At 68.5% G+C, this 17,911-nt stretch carries 14 protein-coding genes; 12 read left to right on the forward strand and 2 right to left on the reverse strand.

Going from position 1 to position 17,911, the window contains the following annotated elements; translation table 11 throughout:
- The first annotated feature begins 194 nt into the window (after window positions 1-194).
- From uxaC to ACWPN8_RS31685, 4 genes are all read left to right on the forward strand, one after another.
- Window positions 195-1,595 (forward strand): glucuronate isomerase, encoded by a 1,401-nt coding sequence (gene uxaC, locus ACWPN8_RS31670; protein ID WP_492243685.1) that lies wholly within the window; start codon window positions 195-197, stop codon window positions 1,593-1,595.
- A 218-nt stretch (window positions 1,596-1,813) separates the two neighbouring features.
- A complete protein-coding gene (locus ACWPN8_RS31675) occupies window positions 1,814-3,337 on the forward strand; it encodes a UxaA family hydrolase (protein ID WP_492243686.1) in 1,524 nt (507 codons plus the stop codon).
- Between the two features lie 99 nt (window positions 3,338-3,436).
- Window positions 3,437-4,375, forward strand: coding sequence for a DMT family transporter (locus ACWPN8_RS31680; RefSeq protein ID WP_492243687.1), 939 nt, complete (start codon window positions 3,437-3,439; stop codon window positions 4,373-4,375).
- Between the two features lie 43 nt (window positions 4,376-4,418).
- A complete protein-coding gene (locus ACWPN8_RS31685) occupies window positions 4,419-5,339 on the forward strand; it encodes a sugar kinase (RefSeq protein WP_492243688.1) in 921 nt (306 codons plus the stop codon).
- A gap of 33 nt (window positions 5,340-5,372) precedes the next feature.
- Here the strand turns inward: ACWPN8_RS31685 and ACWPN8_RS31690 are convergent, their stop codons facing one another.
- A complete protein-coding gene (locus ACWPN8_RS31690; protein ID WP_492243689.1) occupies window positions 5,373-5,975 on the reverse strand; it encodes a TetR/AcrR family transcriptional regulator in 603 nt (200 codons plus the stop codon).
- Between the two features lie 73 nt (window positions 5,976-6,048).
- On the opposite strand from ACWPN8_RS31690, the gene bdcA reads away from it, so the two are divergent.
- The 8 genes from bdcA to ACWPN8_RS31730 all read left to right on the forward strand — a co-directional run bounded on the left by bdcA (window position 6,049) and on the right by ACWPN8_RS31730 (window position 16,253).
- Window positions 6,049-6,762 carry an SDR family oxidoreductase gene (bdcA, locus tag ACWPN8_RS31695; protein WP_492243690.1) on the forward strand — a complete coding sequence of 238 codons (714 nt, stop codon included), beginning with the start codon at window positions 6,049-6,051 and terminating at the stop codon, window positions 6,760-6,762.
- Window positions 6,763-7,027: 265 nt separating this feature from the next.
- Window positions 7,028-7,888 (forward strand): GntR family transcriptional regulator, encoded by an 861-nt coding sequence (locus ACWPN8_RS31700; protein ID WP_492243691.1) that lies wholly within the window; start codon window positions 7,028-7,030, stop codon window positions 7,886-7,888.
- Entirely contained in the window at window positions 7,885-8,955 is a 1,071-nt protein-coding gene (locus tag ACWPN8_RS31705; RefSeq protein WP_492243692.1) for a Gfo/Idh/MocA family protein, read from the forward strand. The genes ACWPN8_RS31700 and ACWPN8_RS31705 overlap by 4 nt, the downstream gene beginning before the upstream one ends.
- A gap of 267 nt (window positions 8,956-9,222) precedes the next feature.
- A complete protein-coding gene (locus ACWPN8_RS31710) occupies window positions 9,223-9,861 on the forward strand; it encodes a TerC family protein (RefSeq protein ID WP_492243693.1) in 639 nt (212 codons plus the stop codon).
- A 514-nt stretch (window positions 9,862-10,375) separates the two neighbouring features.
- A complete protein-coding gene (locus ACWPN8_RS31715) occupies window positions 10,376-11,380 on the forward strand; it encodes a TRAP transporter substrate-binding protein (protein WP_098735923.1) in 1,005 nt (334 codons plus the stop codon).
- 98 nt (window positions 11,381-11,478) lie between these two features.
- On the forward strand, window positions 11,479-12,018 hold the full coding sequence (locus ACWPN8_RS31720) for a TRAP transporter small permease (RefSeq protein WP_174474888.1): 540 nt from the start codon (window positions 11,479-11,481) through the stop codon (window positions 12,016-12,018).
- Entirely contained in the window at window positions 12,009-13,292 is a 1,284-nt protein-coding gene (locus ACWPN8_RS31725) for a TRAP transporter large permease (protein WP_492243694.1), read from the forward strand. The genes ACWPN8_RS31720 and ACWPN8_RS31725 overlap by 10 nt, the downstream gene beginning before the upstream one ends.
- Before the next feature lie 387 nt (window positions 13,293-13,679).
- Window positions 13,680-16,253, forward strand: a complete 2,574-nt coding sequence (locus ACWPN8_RS31730; protein WP_109096367.1) for a DUF4347 domain-containing protein — start codon at window positions 13,680-13,682, stop codon at window positions 16,251-16,253.
- A 208-nt stretch (window positions 16,254-16,461) separates the two neighbouring features.
- Here the strand turns inward: ACWPN8_RS31730 and hydA are convergent, their stop codons facing one another.
- Window positions 16,462-17,904, reverse strand: a complete 1,443-nt coding sequence (gene hydA, locus ACWPN8_RS31735) for a dihydropyrimidinase (RefSeq protein ID WP_492243695.1) — start codon at window positions 17,902-17,904, stop codon at window positions 16,462-16,464.
- Window positions 17,905-17,911: the final 7 nt, after the last annotated feature.

The raw sequence follows: 17,911 nt of genomic DNA on the forward strand, positions 1-17,911 counted from the left end.
TTCCTTATAGGCCGGGTGCGGCGACTGGGCGCAGCCTTCACCGGCTCCGAAGCCCCATCGGCGGAACGATTGGGCTTGCAATCAGATCTGATATATTAATATTATACGACCAGCCGGTAGGGACGGTCCCCCGCACGGACCCCGCCTTTTCCCCACCCTGCTTTTGCCCTTCTCTTGCAGCGTAGAGGCTTCCGATGCTTCACCCCGACCGTCTTTTCCCGAGCGACCCGACGCAACGTGCCATCGCGCGCCGCCTGTACGGCGAAGTCGCCGCCCTGCCGATCGTCAGCCCGCACGGCCACACCGATCCGTCCTGGTTCGCGCAGAATGAGGCGTTCCCCGATCCGGCGAGCCTGTTCGTCAAGCCCGACCATTATGCATTCCGCATGCTCTACAGCCAGGGAATTCCGCTGGAGCAGCTGGGCGTTCCGCGCAAGGACGGCGGAGAAACCTCGACCGATTCGCGCGCCATCTGGCGCCTGCTCGCCAGCAACTGGCACCTGTTCCGCGGCACCCCGACCTCGATGTGGCTGACCCACGCCTTCGAGACGGTGTTCGGCGTCACCGAGCGCCTGAGTGCCGCCAGCGCCGACCGCATCTACGACCAGATCGAAGAGTGCCTGCGCAAGCCGGAATACCGCCCGCGCGCCCTGTTCGAGCGCTTCAACCTCGAAGTGCTGGCGACCACCGAATCGCCGCTCGACCCGCTGGTCCACCACAAGGCGATCCGCGAGAGCGGCTGGAAGGGCCGAGTCATCACCGCCTTCCGTCCGGATCCGGTCGTCGATCCGGAGTTCGAGGGCTTCCGCGACAACCTCGCCGAGCTGGCCCGCATCACCGGCAAGGACACCGCGACCTGGGACGGCTACCTCGCCGCGCTGGCCGACCGTCGCCAGTATTTCAAGAGCTTCGGCGCCACCTCGACCGACCACGGCCACCCGACGGCGGCGACCGCCGATCTGGCGCGCGGCGAGGCCGAGAAGCTGTTCGACATCGTGCGGCGCGGCGGTGCGACGGCCGAGGAGTCCGAGCTGTTCCGCGCCCAGATGCTGACCGAAATGGCGCGGATGAGCCTGGAGGACGGTCTGGTCATGCAGATCCACCCCGGCAGCTTCCGCAATCACAACGACCTCGTGTTCCAGCGCTTCGGCCGCGACAAGGGTGCGGACATCCCGAGCGGCACCGAGTATGTGCGGGCGCTGAAGCCGCTGCTCGACCGCTTCGGCAACGAGCGCGACCTGACCATCATCCTGTTCACGCTGGATGAGGACAGCTATTCCCGCGAGCTGGCGCCGCTGGCCGGCCATTATCCGGCGCTGCGCGTCGGCCCGGCCTGGTGGTTCCACGACAGCCCCGAGGGCATGCGCCGCTACCGCGAGATGATCACCGAGACCGCCGGCTTCTACAACACGGTCGGCTTCAACGACGACACCCGCGCCTTCTGCTCGATCCCGGCCCGCCACGACGTGTCGCGCCGCGTCGATTGCAGCTTCCTCGCCCGTCTGGTCGCCGAGCACCGGATGGAAGAAGACGAGGCCGCGGACCTGGCCGTCGACCTCGCCTACCGCCTCGCCAAGAACGCCTACAAGCTGTAACGGCCCAATCCCCCTCTCCCCCCGGGGAGAGGGTCGGGGTGAGGGGGATGCACCGCAGGATTTTCCCAAAGGTCCCGCCACGCTCCCCCCTCACCCTAACCCTCTCCCCGCTTTCGGCGGACCGGAGGTCCGCCTGTCGCGTCAGCGCAAACGAAGTTTGCGCGTGAGCGGGGGAGAGGGGACATCACGTCTCCTTCGCGCCTCAAGGACATCTTCCCATGGCATCGCTGACCATCCGCCTGCACCCCGCCGACAACGTCGTCGTCGCCGGCGCCGACCTGGAGCCCGGCACCGCTCTGCCCGGCACCGAAGTCGCGACCACCGGGCCGGTGCCGGCCGGGCACAAGGTCGCGGTGCGCGCCATCGCGCTGGGCGAGCCGGTGCGCAAGTACAATCAGGTCATCGGCTTCGCCACCGCGGCGATCCAGCCGGGCGACCATGTCCACGTCCACAACATGGGCATGGGCAGCGATTTCGAGCGCGACTATGCCTTCGGCGCCGATGTCCACCCGGTCGAGCCGATCCCGGAGGCCGAGCGCGCCACCTTCCAGGGCATCCTTCGCCCGGACGGCCGCGTCGCCACCCGCAACTACATCGGCGTGCTGACCTCGGTGAACTGCTCCGCCACCGCAGCAAGGATGATCGCCGACCATTTCCGCGGGGCAGCACTCGCCGCCTATCCAAACATCGACGGCGTCGTGGCGCTCACCCACGGCTACGGCTGCGGCATGGCCGGCAGCGGCGAGGTGATGGACACGCTGCGCCGGACCATCGCCGGCTATGCCCGCCACCCGAACTTCGCCGCGGTGATCCTGCTCGGCCTCGGCTGCGAGGTGAACCAGATCGACAAGCTGATGGAGGCCACCGGCCTTGAGGAGGGCGCCCGCGTCATCCCCATCGGCATCCAGGACATGGGCGGCACCGCCGCGGCGGCCCGCGAGGGCATCCGCCGGATCGAGGCGCTGCTGCCGGAGATCAACGACGTCACCCGCCAGACCCTGCCGGCCAGTCATTTGACGCTGGCGCTGCAATGCGGCGGCTCCGACGGCTATTCGGGCATCACCGCCAACCCGGCGCTGGGCTATGCCGTCGACCTGCTGGTCCGCAACGGCGGCACCGCCGTGCTGAGCGAGACGCCGGAGGTCTATGGCGCCGAGCATCTGCTGACCCGCCGCGCCGTCCGCCGCGAGGTCGGCGAGGCGTTGGTCGAGCGCATCGGCTGGTGGGAGGAGTACACCAGCCGCACCGGCGGCGAGATGAACAACAACCCGTCGCCCGGCAACAAGAAGGGCGGCCTGACCACCATCCTGGAGAAGTCGCTGGGCGCGGTCGCCAAGGGCGGCACCACCCCGATGACCGCCGTCTACCGCTATGCCGAGCCGATCACCGACAAGGGCTTCGTCTTCATGGACACGCCCGGCTACGATCCGGTGTCGGCGACCGGACAGGTGGCGGGCGGCGCCAACGTGCTGTGCTTCACCACCGGCCGCGGCTCGGTGTTCGGCTGCAAGCCGACGCCCAGCCTGAAGCTGGCGACCAACAGCACTTTGTTCCGCCGCATGCCGGACGACATGGACATCGACTGCGGCGCCATCGCCACCGGCGACGCCTCCATCGAGGAGGTCGGCCGCGCGATCTTCCAGCTGGTGCTCGACACCGCGTCGGGCCGCAAGACCAAGAGCGAGGAACTCGGCGTCGGTGCCGACGAATTTGCTCCTTGGCAGATGGGAGCGGTTATGTAAGGGGTCCGCCCCCTTAACCATGACCGATGACGAGCCGGCGCCATGCCCGACAGTTCCACCCCTCTCCCCGGCCCCCGCAGTGATGCCGGACCCTCGCCGGTGAACGCGCCGCAGACCCCGATCCAGCCTACCGTCAATCCGCAGGCCGGGCCGGGGTCCAAGGGCACGGAGCCGATGCGGGCGATCCTGCTGGTGGTGCTGGGGGTGGCCTGCCTGTCCTGCTCCGACGCCACGGCGAAATATCTCGGCCGGACCCTGCCGCCGGCCGAGATCGCCTGGATGCGCTATGTCGTCTTCACAGCATTGGTGATGCCGCTGGCGCTCCGCGGCGGTTCGCTGAGCGTGCTGAAGACGACGCGGCCGGGGCTTCAGGTGGTGCGCGGGCTGGGCATGCTGGGCTCGGCGCTGTTCTTCATCATGGCGATGCAGCATCTGCCGCTGGCCGAGGCCGCGGCGATCAGCTTCGTCTCTCCCGTCTTCGTCACCGTGCTGTCGATCCTGCTGCTGGCCGAGACGGTCGGCGTCCGCCGCTGGGCGGCGCTGCTGGTCGGGCTGGCCGGCGTCATCATCGTCATCCGGCCAGGGGCGGAGGGGTTCCAACCGGCCTCGCTGCTGCCGATCCTGACCGCCTTCAGCTGGGCGCTGGGGCTGGTGGCGACGCGCAAGATGACGGTGCAGGAGAACCCGCTGACCACCATGGTGTGGAGCGCGCTCACCGGCCTGATCGCCCTGACGGCGCTGCTGCCGCTGCATGCGGCATGGCCGACGCCGTGGGAGATGCTGCTGGGGGTCTTCATCGGGCTGGTCTACACGGCGGCGCAATGGCTGCTGATCCTGGCCTACCGCCAGGGCGAGGCATCGGTGCTGGCGCCCTTCACCTACGTACAGCTGATCTGGTCCACGGCGCTGGGGTTCCTCGTCTTCGGCGCGGTGCCCGACCATTGGACCTTCGTCGGCACCGGCGTGATCATCGCCAGCGGACTCTACACCGCGCACCGCGAGCGGATGCGGGCGCGGGAACGCCGTTCTGTTGCCTGAAATGGGATTTGCCGGGGCCATCCCCGGCTTGCGGAGAAGAAGCATGACCGACACGCCCAACCGCGTCGCCGCCCTCGGCGAATGCATGATCGAGATGTTCCGGCGGCCGGACGGGTCGCTGACCATGGGGTTCGGCGGCGACACGCTGAACACCGCGGTCTATCTGGCGCGTCTGGGCACGCCGGTCGACTATGTCACCGCGCTCGGCGACGACAGCATCAGCGACGACATGGTGGCGGCCTGGGCGGCGGAAGGCGTCGGCACCGGCCATGTCCTGCGCGTGCCGAACCGCCTGCCCGGCCTCTACCTGATCGAGACCGACGCCAGCGGCGAGCGCCGCTTCCTCTACTGGCGCGACAATGCCCCGGCGCGCGAACTGTTCGCCCTGCCCCAGACGACGGAGCTGTCCAAGGCGCTGGAAGGCTACGGCATCGTCTATCTGTCCGGCATCAGCATCGCCATCCTGGGCGAGCAGGGCCGCGAGCGCCTGTTCGAGGTGCTGGAGCGGGTGCGGGCGCAGGGCGGCAAGGTCGCCTTCGACACCAACTGGCGTCCGCGCCTGTGGCCGGACCTCGACACCGCGCGGGCCGCCTTCGACCGCATGCTGGCACTGACAGACATCGCGCTGCCCGGCGTCACCGACCTGCGCGACCTCTATGGTGACGCCGATGCCGACGCCGTGCTGGCTCGCGTCCGCAAGGCCGGCGTCACCGAGATCGTCCTGAAGCTGGAACAGCCCGGCTGCGTGGTGATCGAGAATGGCGAGGCGGTCGAGGTGCCGGCGCAGAAGGTCGCCACGGTGGTCGACACCACGGCGGCCGGCGACAGCTTCAGCGCCGGTTATCTGGCATCCCGCCTGCGCGGCGAGGGTCCGGCCGACGCCGCCCGCGCCGCCCACAAGCTGGCCGCCGCCGTCATCCAGCACCGCGGCGCCATCATCCCGCGCGACGCCATGCCGGCCTGATTCGCGGTTTTCTGTCGGCTTCAAGCCGACACATCACCCTTCCGCCGCCAGTTCGCGGCGGAAGGCGCGGCCCGCCATCCGGGCGACGACGGTAAGCGCCTCCTCGCCCATGCCGTCGCGCGCCGCCGCCGACATTCCCTTCATCGTGATGGCGACGAAGTCCGCCAGCGCGTCGGCCCGCTCCGGTGCCTCCGCGGCGATGAAGTCGCGGATCGCCGCCACGCCGGCCTTTCTCATCGTCTCGGCCAGCGCTGCCGCTTCCGGGTCGGCGCTGTTGCGCGCCCCGTCCAGCACCAGACAGCCCGCCACCCCATCACGCTTCGGATAGAGCCGCGCCGCCAGCAGCAGCGTGCGCTCGATCACCTCGGCCATGCTGCCGCCCTCGGCCTGCGCGCGGGCGAAGATGTTGGCCTCCCCCGCCGCATAGCGCCGAAGCGCCCGCTCGAACAGCCCCGCCTTGCTGCCGAAGGCGGCATAGAAGCTCGGCGGCTTGATTCCCAATTCGGCTCCCAGCTCGGCGACGCCCACGGCGTCGTAGCCGCGGGCGTGGAACAGCCTCATCGCCGTCTCGACCGCCTCGTCCACATCGAAGGACCGCCGCCGTCCACGGGCTCCGGATTTTTCTGTAGCGACCACTATATTTTCTCCTTGCGGAAATCCCCCGCCTGGATTTATATAGCGCTCACTACATTTTCTCAAGGAGCACATCATGGGTGAGTTCACCGGCCGCAAGATCCTGGTCCTCGGCGGCAGCCGCGGCATCGGCAAGGCCATCGTCCGCCGCTTCGCCAAGGCCGGCGGCGCGGTCGCCTTCACCTATGCCGGGTCGAAGGACGCCGCCGAGGCGCTTGCCGCCGAAACCGGCGCGGAGGCCATCCAAACCGACAGCGCCGACCGCGACGCCCTGATCGCAACGGTGGCCGGCCGCGGCGCGCTGGACGTGCTGGTGGTCAATGCCGGCACGGCGATCCTCGGCGATCCGCTGACCTTCGATCCCGACGCGGTCGACCGGATGATCGACATCAATGTCCGCGCGCCCTACCACGCGGCGGTCGAGGCGGCCCGGCGGATGAACGACGGCGGGCGCATCATCGTCATCGGCTCGGTCAACGGCGACCGCATGCCGTTTGCCGGCGGGGCCGCCTACGCCCTGACCAAGGCGGCGGTCCAGGGCATGGTGCGCGGCCTCGCCCGCGATTTCGGCGACCGCGGCATCACCGTCAACGCCATCCAGCCGGGTCCGACCCACAGCGACATGAACCCGGCCGACGGCCCGATGGCGCCCGCCATGCACAGCTTCATGGCGATCAAGCGCCACATCGACGCCGACGAGGTCGCCGAACTGACCGCCTATGTCGCCGGCCCGCATGCCGCGATGATCACCGGCTCGTTCCAGACCATCGACGGCGGCTTCGGCGCCTGACCGACGGGTCCGATTGCCGTCGAAGCCGGACCCGCCCGTCCCGGCCGTCATCCCCCGCCCTGGCGGAGTTGACGGCCGGGACGTTTCCTTCGGCACTCCTGCTCCGTTCCCCACCGCCCCGCAGCCAGGGTGCCCCACAGCCATGACGGGAATGGGGGGCGCCTTTGTCACACCCGGATCCGAACGGGGGATGAGCGAAATCGCTTGCCGCGCTAGCTAATATATTAGTATTCTGAGGCATGCGCTTCTGAGGAGGCTGGACGCCATGCCAACGGGCAACCCGCCGGCCAAAACCGGTTCCATCGCGGCGACACCGCCATCGACAACGCCACCGGCCACGCCACCCGCCACGCCGGTCATGCCGGCCAAGGCCGCCGCGCTGCTGGTCCGCCCGCCGGCGCGCCGGGACATGCGGCGCGGTCCGACCGCCGCCGACGCCATCCACCGCGACCTGCGGGCGGAGATCGTGTCGCTGAAACGCAAGCCGGGCGAGCCCATCGCCGAAAAGCAGATCGCCGAGGCCTATGGCGTCAGCCGCACGCCGGTGCGCGAGGCGGTGCTGCGGCTGGCCGACGAGGGGCTGATCGAGATCTTCCCGCAATCCGGCACCTTCGTCGCCCGCATCCCGCTGGGCGCCCTGCCGGAAGCCGGCGTGATCCGCAAGGTGCTGGAGCGGGCGACCGTACGCTTCGCCGCCGAACGCGCCAGCCGCAGCCAGATCGCCGCCTTGCGCGCCTGCCTGGAGCACCAGCGCGAGGTCGATGCGGTGGGCGACGCCGACGGCTTCCATCAGGCCGACGAGGCCTTCCATGCCCAGATCACCGAGATGGCGGGATATCCCGGCTTCTGGGGCATCATCCAGCAGGCCAAGGTCCAGCTCGACCGCTGCCGCCGCCTGACCCTGCCGGTCCCCGGCCGCATGCGCACGGTCATCGCCGAGCATGAGGGCATCGTCGAGGCCATCGCCGGCCACGATCCCGACCGGGCCGAACAGAGCCTGGTGCGCCATCTGGACAATCTGCAGATCACGGTGGACGACGTGCGCAACGCCGCCCCGCTCTATTTCTCCGGCAGCCTGACCGCCGACATCGCTGCCGCGACCACCCTGGACGGAGCGCTTCGATGACCGGTTCCCGTCGCCGCATCGGTGTCGTCGGCCTCGGCATGGCGTCGGCGCCGCACGCGCAGAGCCTGATCGATCTGGCCGACCGGGTGGAGGTGGCGGGCTGCTTCAGCCCGTCGGCCGACCGCCGCGCCGCCTTCGCCGCCCACCACGGCCTGCCGGTGGTCGACCGGCTGGAAACCCTGCTGGAGGACCCGGCGCTGTCGGCCGTCCTGCTGCTGACCCCTCCCGACAGCCATGCCGCTCTGGTGGCGCGCTGTGCCGCCGCCGGCAAGCATGTGCTGCTGGAAAAGCCGCTGGACGCGACGCCGGAGGGGGCGCGGGCGGTGGTCTCCGCCATGGAGGGAGCCGGGCTGACGCTGGGCGTGGTGTTGCAGCACCGCTTCCGCGCCTCGGTCGAGCGGCTGGCGGCACTGATGCGCGACGGCACGCTGGGCCGGCCGCTGACCGCGGCGGTCTCGGTGCGCTGGTGGCGCGACAACGCCTATTACGCCCAGCCCGGCCGCGGCATGAAGGCGCGCGACGGCGGCGGCGTGCTGCTGACCCAGGCGATCCACACGCTGGACGCCTTCGTCGGCCTCGTCGGCCTGCCGGATCAAGTTGCCGGATTCGCCGCCACCAGCGTCCTGCGCAAATCGGACCCAAGTGTGGGCATGGACACGGAGGATGTGGTCGCCACGGCCCTGCGCTACGGCAACGGCATGCTGGCGACCGTGAACGCCACCACCGCCGTCCATCCGGGCTATCCGGAGCGGATCGAGATCGCCGGGACCGGGGGCTCCGCCGTTCTGGCCGGCGACCGGCTGGAGGTGCAGCTGGTCGATGGCGAGCGCATCGCCGCCGGGGCGGACGGCGCCACGCTGGGCGGCGGCGCCGACCCGATGGCCTTCTCCCACCAGCATCACCGCGCGGTGCTGTCCGACTTCCTCGACGCGCTGGACGAAGGACGCCGGCCGCGGGTGGACGGGCGCGAGGCGCTGAAGGTCCACCGGCTGATCGAGGCGATGCTGGAGGCGTCTGGGCTTGAAGCATCGGGCCGTGGCGCGAGCGTGGAGGTCGGCACGCCCTGATCGGCAGTCCAACCGGAACGCCCACCGGCCGCAAGCGCGGCCTTGCGCAATCCACAGCTTTGGCGTAAAGCGCCAGAACCAGGCCGGGCCCCTCTGGCAACCTTCACCGGTTGCGATGTCGGACTGGGAACATCAGGAGCGGCCCGCGCCTTTTGCCCTTGACCGGCGCTTCCCGTCCGACGCCATCGGCGCGGCCCGGCCGGTCATCGGAAGACCCCGTGCGGCCTCTCCTCCCACACTGATCGTGATGCGAGGACTCGTGCCCAAATGACGGAACTCTTCACCACCGACGCGCTGTTCGCGCTGCTCCAGGTCATCATGATCGATCTGGTGCTGGCCGGCGACAACGCCATCGTCATCGGTCTGGCCGCCGCCGGCCTGCCGAAGGACCAGCGCGGCAAGGCGATCCTGATCGGCATCCTGGCCGCCACCGTGCTGCGCATCGGCTTCGCCGCCGTCACCACCCAGCTTCTCCAGATCATCGGGCTGCTGCTGGCCGGCGGCGTGCTGCTGCTGTGGGTCTGCTGGAAGATGTGGCGCGAGCTGCGCCAGTCCAATGAGGAGGACGAGGCGGTCGAGTTGCTGGAGAACGATGACGCCGCGGCGGCCGGCCCGCGCAAGACGCTGGGTCAGGCGGTCTGGCAGATCGTCGTCGCCGACGTGTCGATGTCGCTCGACAATGTGCTGGCCGTCGCCGGTGCGGCGCGCGAGCATCTGGGGGTGCTGGTCATCGGCCTGACCCTGTCGATCGCCCTGATGGGCCTCGCCGCCAGCTTCATCGCCCGCATCCTGCACAAGCACCGCTGGCTGGCCTATGTCGGCCTCGCCATCATCCTCTATGTCGCCCTGCACATGATCTATCGCGGCGCCCTGGAGGTGTGGCCCCTGGTGAACGGTCACGCCTGACCGACTGAAGGAGTTCGGCGCCGCATCCGAGTACTGGGGGGCTGGCTGCGGCGGACGCTGGGGCCGAATGTCGCACCCGCCCCCCTGCGGCGATCCGTGGTCTGGCCGAAACCCGCCCCGCCAGTCACTTTGTCCCTCTCCCCGCAATCCTGATCGCAATAAAGTCCGAACGGTTGTTGCCGCTTTGAACTTTCAGGGTTGCGCGCAGATTGATATACTAATATCCTAAGTACAGTGAACAGGGGGCGGCGCAAGGTTAGCCGGGGGGCTGAAGGAGGATGGGGGGCAGGGCCGGTGTCGGCCATGCATGGTGCCCGGTCGCGCGCCGCGCTGTCGCAGCGCTGCGAAATCCGGCCGCCGCAAGTCCCACCTTCCACGCTTCGTCTGTCACCGGTCCACGGTACGTGCTGTCGAGTGTGCAGGGCGGCCCGTCGCCTTCAGGCCAACGGGCAACGCCAGAACAAGAAAGGACGGGCCGCAACAGGCTTCGTCCCCACCATCAGGAGGAGAACCTATGAAGTTTTCGCTGACTTCGGTCCGCACCGCGCTGCTGGCCGCCTGTGCCGTCTGCGGCATCCTGGCCACCCCGATGCTGTCTGCGCCGGCCGACGCGCGCGACTTCCGGTCCGCCGACATCCACCCGACCGACTACCCGACCGTCGAGGCGGTCCGCTATGTCGGCAAGCTGGTGGCTGAGCGCAGCAACGGCAAGCTCGGCATCAAGGTGTTCCCGAACGGCGCGCTCGGCACCGAAAAGGACACCATCGAGCAGCTGAAGATCGGTGCGCTGGAGATGATGCGCATCAACGTGGCGCCGCTGAACAACGTGGTGCCGGAGACGATGGTCACGGCACTGCCCTTCATCTTCCGCGACACCGGCCACATGCGCCGCGTCCTGGACGGCCCGATCGGCGACGAGATCCTGGCGGCGATGGAAAGCCAGGGCATGATCGGCCTCGCCTTCTACGACAGCGGCTCGCGCAGCATGTATTCGGCCGCCAAGCCCTACAAGACTCTGGCCGACATGAAGGGCGCCAAGATCCGCGTCCAGCAGTCCGACCTGTTCGTCGCCATGATCCAGGCGCTGGGCGCCAACGCCACGCCGATGCCCTTCGGCGAGGTCTACACCGCGCTGAAGACCGGCATCGTCGATGCCGCCGAGAACAACTACCCGTCCTACGAATCCTCCCGCCACTTCGAGGCGGCCAAGTACTTCACCCTGACCGAACACGCGATGGCGCCGGAAGTGCTGGTCTTCTCCAAAGTCGCCTGGGACCGCCTGTCGAAGGACGATCAGGCCACGGTCCGCAAGGCCGCCAAGGACTCCGTGCCCTACATGCGCAAGCTGTGGGACGAGCGCGAGCTGAAGTCCAAGGAGATCGTGACCCAGGCCGGCGCCCAGATCGTCGAGGTTCCGAACAAGCAGGAATTCATCGACGCCATGAAGCCGGTCTACACCCAGTTCGCGAACACGCCGAAGCTGCAGAGCCTCGTCCAGCGCGTCCAGGAAACCAAGTAACGACCTTTCTGTAACGCCAAGAACAAGGCGGCGCGCGGCTTCGTCCCGTCCGGGACGGACCGCGCTCCGCCGGGGTCTCAGGAGTGGGGAGCCGCAGCATGGATATCGAGCTGCAAGCAATGGACGTCAGCCCGCCGCATGCGGCTGGCTGGTTGACCCGCATGAACGCGGCGCTGGCCAAAACCGGCATGTATGCCGCCATCATCGGCCTGATGATGATCGTGTGCGTCGTCTTCTATCAGGTGTTCGGCCGCTATGTGCTGAACAGCTCGCCGACCTGGGCGGAAAGCCTGGCCATCGTGCTGGTGCTCTACGTCACGCTGATCGGCGCCGCCGTCGGCGTCCGCGATGCCGGCCATATCGGGCTGGAATCGCTGCTGGTGATGCTGTCGGACAGCGCACGCCGCAAGATGGACGTGCTGATCTACGCCCTGGTCGGCATCTTCGGCGCCTGCATGGCCTACAATGGCTGGATCCTGGGCAGCTCCGTCGCCTCCTACACCATCCCGAACCTGCATGTCTCCGAAGCCGTGCGCTATGTGCCGCTGGTGCTGTCGGGCGTGCTGATCGTTCTCTTCTCCATCGAGCATATCGTCGCCATCGTGCGCGGCGAGGAGGTCAAGCCGTCATGGAACTGACCATCCTGTCCATCACCTTCTTCGGCTTCCTCATCCTCGGCATTCCGGTCGCCTTCGCCATCGGCCTGTCGGCGCTCTGCACCATCCTCTATGAAGGCCTGCCGGTCGCGGTGGTCTTCCAGCAGATGATGTCGGGCATGAACGTCTTCTCGTTCCTGGCCATTCCCTTCTTCGTCTTCTCCGGCGAACTGATGCTGCACGGCGGCGTCGCCGACAAGATCGTCACCGCGGCCAAGAGCATGGTCGGCCACATCCGCGGCGGGCTCGGCATGTCCAACGTGGTGGCCTGCACGCTGTTCGGCGGCGTCGCCGGATCGCCGGTCGCCGACGTGTCGGCCATGGGCGCCGTGATGATCCCGATGATGAAGCGGGAAGGCTACCACGCCGATTACGCGGTCAACGTCACCACCCACGCCGCACTCGTCGGCGCGCTGATGCCGACCAGCCACAACATGATCATCTACGCGCTGGCCGCCGGCGGAAAGGCGTCCATCGGCGCGCTGATCGCCGCGGGCCTGATGCCGGCGCTGCTGCTGATGGTCTGCAACCTGGGTGCGGCCTATTACGTCGCGGTGAAGCGCGGCTATCCCAAGGGGACCTTCCCCGGCTGGGACATCCTGGCGCATTCCTTCGCCGCCGCGGCGCCGGGCCTGCTGATCGTCGTCATCATCCTGGCCGGCATCACCACCGGCGTGTTCACCGCGACCGAGTTGGCCTCGGTGGCCGTGATCTACGCGCTGCTGCTGACCACCTTCGTCTACCGCACGCTGAGCTGGGAGAAGTTCCTGGCCGCCGCCGCCAAGACGGTGAAGACCACCGGCGTGGTGCTGCTGCTGATCGGCGTGTCGACCATGTTCCAGTACCTCATGGGTCTCTACGAGGTGGCGGACATGACCGGCGAGCTGCTGGCCGGCGTGTCGACCAACCCGCTGATGATCTTCCTGCTGATCAACATCATCCTGTTCCTGCTGGGCACCTTCATGGACATGGCCAGCACCATCCTGATCTGCACGCCGATCTTCCTGCCGATCGCCATGCAGTACGGCATGGACCCGGTCCAGTTCGGCATCGTCATGCTGATCAACTGCGCGCTGGGCCTGAACACCCCGCCGGTCGGCACCACCCAGTTCATCGGCTGCGCCATCGGCGGCGTGTCGGTGGGCGAGGTGATGCGCTCCATCACGCCCTTCTACGGGGCGCTCTTCGTCGCACTTCTGCTGGTCACCTATGTCCCGGCCTTCTCGCTGTGGCTGCCGCGCATGCTGATGCACTGAGGCGGACCGGGAAACAGGCGGCGCTCCCGCACCCCTGAACGACTTCTCTCCTGGACTGGGCCATCGGGTTTTCCCGATGGCCCTGTTTTTTGTGCGCTTTCCCCGCCCAGCCGCGCCGGCCCCTCCCGAATTGGGGGTAGTTTTCGAGTAATACCCCCCAATCTGGAAAAAGAGTGGCAAGCCGCCGCAACAAGCCCGACCGGCCGGATGGCGTCGAAATCGGAAGAGACCGCACCGCTTTCGCTATGACGGAGAAAACAGATCGCCCGGCCGGAGTGGATGCTTCCCAAGGAATGATGGGCTTATTGGACGTTGTTTGGTGGACATGATCCCGTACATCACAGAACGCGCAAACGACTTCCAACAATTCCCCAGAAAGGGGTTTTCATGCACGGGATCATTCTTGCCGACGCCGCTCTGGCCGACATCGATGCGCTGATCGGCCGGCACGCGCCGGACGTGACGGTGGTCCGGGTCGCCGCGGACGAGGACGCCCTGGGCCTGCTGGCCGACGCCCTGGAGGCCGCCCGCGAGGCAGGCCCGGCGGCGGTCCACCTGATCGCCCATGGCGCGCCCGGTGTTGTGAAGCTGGGAGCGACGCCGCTCGACACCAGCGCCCTGTTCGACCGCCGCTGGCCCGATGCGACCGGCTGCGAGATCCTGATCCATGCCTGCGACGTCGGCGCCGGAGGCAACGGCCGCCGCTTCGTCGAGCGTCTGGCCGCCGTCACCGGTGCCCGCGTCGCCGCCGCCAGCCACCCGGTGGGTCATGCCGACCAGGGTGCCTCCTGGGACCTCGACGTGGTGACCGGCCCGATCCTGGCGGCCCGCCCGTTCGCCGGTGCCGAGGCCTGGCCGCACCGGCTCGGCTACAGCGGCACCGCCACCAGCGGCAACGACACGCTGATCGGCGACAACAGCGGCAACACCATCAACGGGCTGGCCGGCAACGACAGCATCGTCGGCGGCACCGGCAACGACAGCCTGATCGGCGGCATCGGCAACGACACGCTGGTCGGCGGCGGCAATACGGGCCAGTCGGCCGGCGACACCATGAACGGCGGTCTGGGCGCCGATCACTATGTCGGCGGCAGCGGCTTCAACATCGTCACCTACGAGAACGCCACCAGCGGCCTGACGCTCGACCTGACCAACGGCGCCAACAACACCGGCGAGGCGGCGGGCGACACCTTCGTCAACATCCAGCGCTGGATCGGCTCCGAATATGCCGACAGCCTGACCGCCGGCGACACCGCCGTGTGGTTCTGGGGCCATGGCGGCAACGACGTCGAGCATGGCGGCGCCGGCAACGACACGCTGGAGGCCGGCGACGGCAACGACAGCGTCTTCGGCGGCGGCGGCAACGACCTGATGTACGGCCGCGCCGACAACGACCAACTGCATGGCGAACTGGGCAACGACACGGTGGCCGGCGGCGGCGGTGCCGACCTGATCTACGGCGATGCCGGCAACGACCTGCTGAAGGGCGATTGGGAGCGCGACACCGTCTATGGCGGCGACGGCGACGACACCATTCTCGCCGGCATCGTCAGCTCGGGCAGCTACGCCCAGACCCAGGCCGACCTGATCTATGGCGATGCCGGCAACGACCGCTACATCGTGGTCAGCCAGTATGACGCCGGGACGGTCAGCTTCGACGGCGGTGCGGGCACCGACACGCTGGAGCTGCGGTCGGACAACCTGACCAGCTACAACGGCTACAATCTCGAATATTACAACGACGTCGCCTCGCCGAAGATCGACATCAGCGGCATGACGCTGACCAGCGTAGAGACGCTGGCCCTCACCGGCAGCCAGCGCCACACCGTGACGATGACCGCGGCCCAGGGCAACGGCTTCGGCAGCATCACCGGTGCGGCAACCGGCGACGCCTTCGCCATCGTCGGCGCCGCGCTGTCGGGGACGGTCGGCAGCGGCAACGGCAGCACGCTGACCGCCGGCAAGGTACAGGCGGAGACGGTGAACGGCGTCACGCTGGTCCATGTCGGGCTCGACGGCACCGCCGGCTCCGACCTGACCCTGCGCATCGCCGGCAGCTTCGCCGCGTCCAACATCAGCCTGTCCGGCAACACCATCACGCTGGGCCAGGGGAGCGGCTCGACCGGCGGTGGCGATACGGGGGGCGGCAACACCGGAGGCGGCAACACCGGCGGTGGGACGGGCAGCACGGGCGGCCAGACGCTGACCGGCACCGACGGCCGCGACTATCTCACCGGCGGCAGCGGCAACGACACCATCATCAGCAACGCCGGCAACGACTACATGACCGGCGGCGCCGGCAGCGACATTTTCGTCTTCAAGCCGGGCGACGGCTGGGACTATGTCGGCGACTTCCAGGCCGGCAGCGGCGGCGACGTGCTGAACGTCGCGGGCTGGGGCGGCTTCAAGGACTTCGCCTCGGTGATGGCCGTCACCGTGCAGGACGGCGCCAACACCGTCGTGAATTTCGACGGCAACAACAGCGCCATCCTCGCCAACGTCACCCGCAGCAGCCTGACCGCCGCCAACTTCTCCTTCACCGCCATCGGCGGCAGCACGGGCGGCGGCAGCACAGGTGGTTCGACCGGCGGCACGCCGGGCCAGACCATCACCGGCACCTCGGCCGGCGAGTATCTGGCCGGCGGCAGCGGCAACGACACCATCACCGGCAATGCCGGCAACGACTACATGATCGGCGGCGCCGGGCGCGACACCTTCGTCCAGCATGCCAGCGACGGCTGGGACGTCATCGGCGACTTCCAGGCCGGCACCGGCGGCGATGTGATCGACATCCGCAGCATCAGCGGCTTCACCAGCCTGAACAGCGTGCTGACCCACTCGACGCAGGACGGCGCCGACCTGTCCATCGACCTGGGTGCGTTCAACTCGATCAAGCTGATGGGCGTCGACCGCAACAGCCTGACGGCGGAGAACTTCCTGTTCGCCAGCTCGGTGGGGTGATCGGGGGAAGCTGACCACTCCCTCTCCCCCGCTCATGCGCAAACTTCGTTTGCGCTGACGCGACAGGCGGATCGAAGATCCGCCGAAAGCGGGGAGAGGGTCGGGGTGAGAGGGAAGCGCGGCAGGATTTCCACAAAGGTCCCGCAGTGCGTCCCCCTCACCCTAGCCCTCTCCCCGGGGGGAGAGGGGATCCTGGTGCGGTGCCGCTTTACCGCTCCACCGCCACCGGGACGTTCAACGCATTGCGCTTCTGCACCGCCTCGTAGACCGGGGGGAAGGCAGGGCGGTTGATGTAGCGGCCGGCGCCGCGCACCGCGCGGCTCTCGCCCAGCGCATGGACGATGCGGCCCTGGCTCAGCGTGTAGACCGGGGTGCCGGTGACGGTCATGCCCTCGAAGATGTTCAGGCCGACCTTCTGCATCTGGGTCTTGGCCGAGATGGTCTTGGTCGCCTTCGGATCCCACACCACCAGATCGGCATCGGCCCCGACACTGACCGAGCCCTTGCGCGGGTAGAGGTTGAAGATCTTCGCGGCGTTGGCGGAGGTCACCGCGACGAACTCGTTCATCGTCAGCCGGCCGGTGTTGACCCCGTGCGTCCACAGCGCGGTCATGCGGTCCTCGATGCCCGCCGTGCCGTTCGGGATCTTGGTGAAGTCGTTGCGGCCCATCGCCTTCTGCTCCGCGCAGAAACAGCAATGGTCGGTGGCGGTGGTGTGCAGGTGACCGGCCTGGAGACCGCGCCACAGCGCGTCCTGATGCTCCTTCGGGCGGAAGGGCGGGCTCATGACATGGCCGGCGGCGAAGTCCCTGTCGGGGCTGCGGTAGACCCCGTCGTCGATCAGCAGATGGCCGGCCAGCACCTCGCCGAACACGCGCTGGCCGTCGTTCTGGCCGCGCTCGATGGCGGCCAGCGCCTCCTTGGCCGAGACATGGACGATGTAGACCGGCACGCCGAACACCTTCGCCACCTGGATGGCGCGGTTGGCGGCCTCGCCCTCGACCTCCGGCGGGCGGGAGAGCGGGTGCGCCTCAGGCCCGGTCAGGCCCTGGGCCAGCAGCTTCTTCTGGAGCTGGAAGACCAGCTCGCCGTTCTCGGCATGGACGGTGGGGATGGCGCCCAGCTCCAGGCAGCGCTGGAAGCTGTTCACCAGCGTCTCGTCGTCGGCCATGATGGCGTTCTTGTAGGCCATGAAGTGCTTGAAGCTGTTCACGCCATGGTCGGCGACCAGCGTGCCCATGTCCTGCCGCACGCTCTCGTCCCACCACGTCACGGCGACGTGGAAGCTGTAGTCGCCGGCCGCCTTCTCCGCCCAGCCGCGCCAGGTGTGATAGGCCTCCATCAGGCTCTGCTTCGGGTTGGGAATGACGAAGTCGATGATCGTCGTCGTCCCCCCGGCGAAGCCGGCGGCGGTGCCGCTGAAGAAATCCTCCGTCGTCACCGTGCCCATGAAGGGCAGTTCCATGTGGGTGTGCGGATCGATGCCGCCGGGCATGACGTAGCAGCCGCCGGCATCCACCACCTCGGCCCCCGCCGGCACGTCGAGAGCGTCGCCCACCGCGGTGATGAGGCCGTCCTGGCAGAGGACGTCGGCGCGGCGGGTTTGCTCGGCGGTGACGACGGTGCCGCCACGGATCAGGATGGTGGGCATGCTCGGG

The sequence above is a fragment of the Azospirillum sp. UENF 112521 genome (assembly GCF_058780665.1).

What these genes read in the sequence shown, in the direction of transcription:
- uxaC (WP_492243685.1), top strand. Translation starts at nt 195, where the DNA reads ATGCTTCACCCCGACCGTCTTTTCCCGAGCGACCCGACGCAACGTGCC.
- ACWPN8_RS31675 (WP_492243686.1), top strand. Translation starts at nt 1,814, where the DNA reads ATGGCATCGCTGACCATCCGCCTGCACCCCGCCGACAACGTCGTCGTC.
- ACWPN8_RS31685 (WP_492243688.1), top strand. Translation starts at nt 4,419, where the DNA reads ATGACCGACACGCCCAACCGCGTCGCCGCCCTCGGCGAATGCATGATC.
- bdcA (WP_492243690.1), top strand. Translation starts at nt 6,049, where the DNA reads ATGGGTGAGTTCACCGGCCGCAAGATCCTGGTCCTCGGCGGCAGCCGC.
- ACWPN8_RS31700 (WP_492243691.1), top strand. Translation starts at nt 7,028, where the DNA reads ATGCCAACGGGCAACCCGCCGGCCAAAACCGGTTCCATCGCGGCGACA.
- ACWPN8_RS31705 (WP_492243692.1), top strand. Translation starts at nt 7,885, where the DNA reads ATGACCGGTTCCCGTCGCCGCATCGGTGTCGTCGGCCTCGGCATGGCG.
- ACWPN8_RS31710 (WP_492243693.1), top strand. Translation starts at nt 9,223, where the DNA reads ATGACGGAACTCTTCACCACCGACGCGCTGTTCGCGCTGCTCCAGGTC.
- ACWPN8_RS31715 (WP_098735923.1), top strand. Translation starts at nt 10,376, where the DNA reads ATGAAGTTTTCGCTGACTTCGGTCCGCACCGCGCTGCTGGCCGCCTGT.
- ACWPN8_RS31720 (WP_174474888.1), top strand. Translation starts at nt 11,479, where the DNA reads ATGGATATCGAGCTGCAAGCAATGGACGTCAGCCCGCCGCATGCGGCT.
- ACWPN8_RS31725 (WP_492243694.1), top strand. Translation starts at nt 12,009, where the DNA reads ATGGAACTGACCATCCTGTCCATCACCTTCTTCGGCTTCCTCATCCTC.
- ACWPN8_RS31730 (WP_109096367.1), top strand. Translation starts at nt 13,680, where the DNA reads ATGCACGGGATCATTCTTGCCGACGCCGCTCTGGCCGACATCGATGCG.
- hydA (WP_492243695.1), bottom strand. Translation starts at nt 17,904, where the DNA reads ATGCCCACCATCCTGATCCGTGGCGGCACCGTCGTCACCGCCGAGCAA.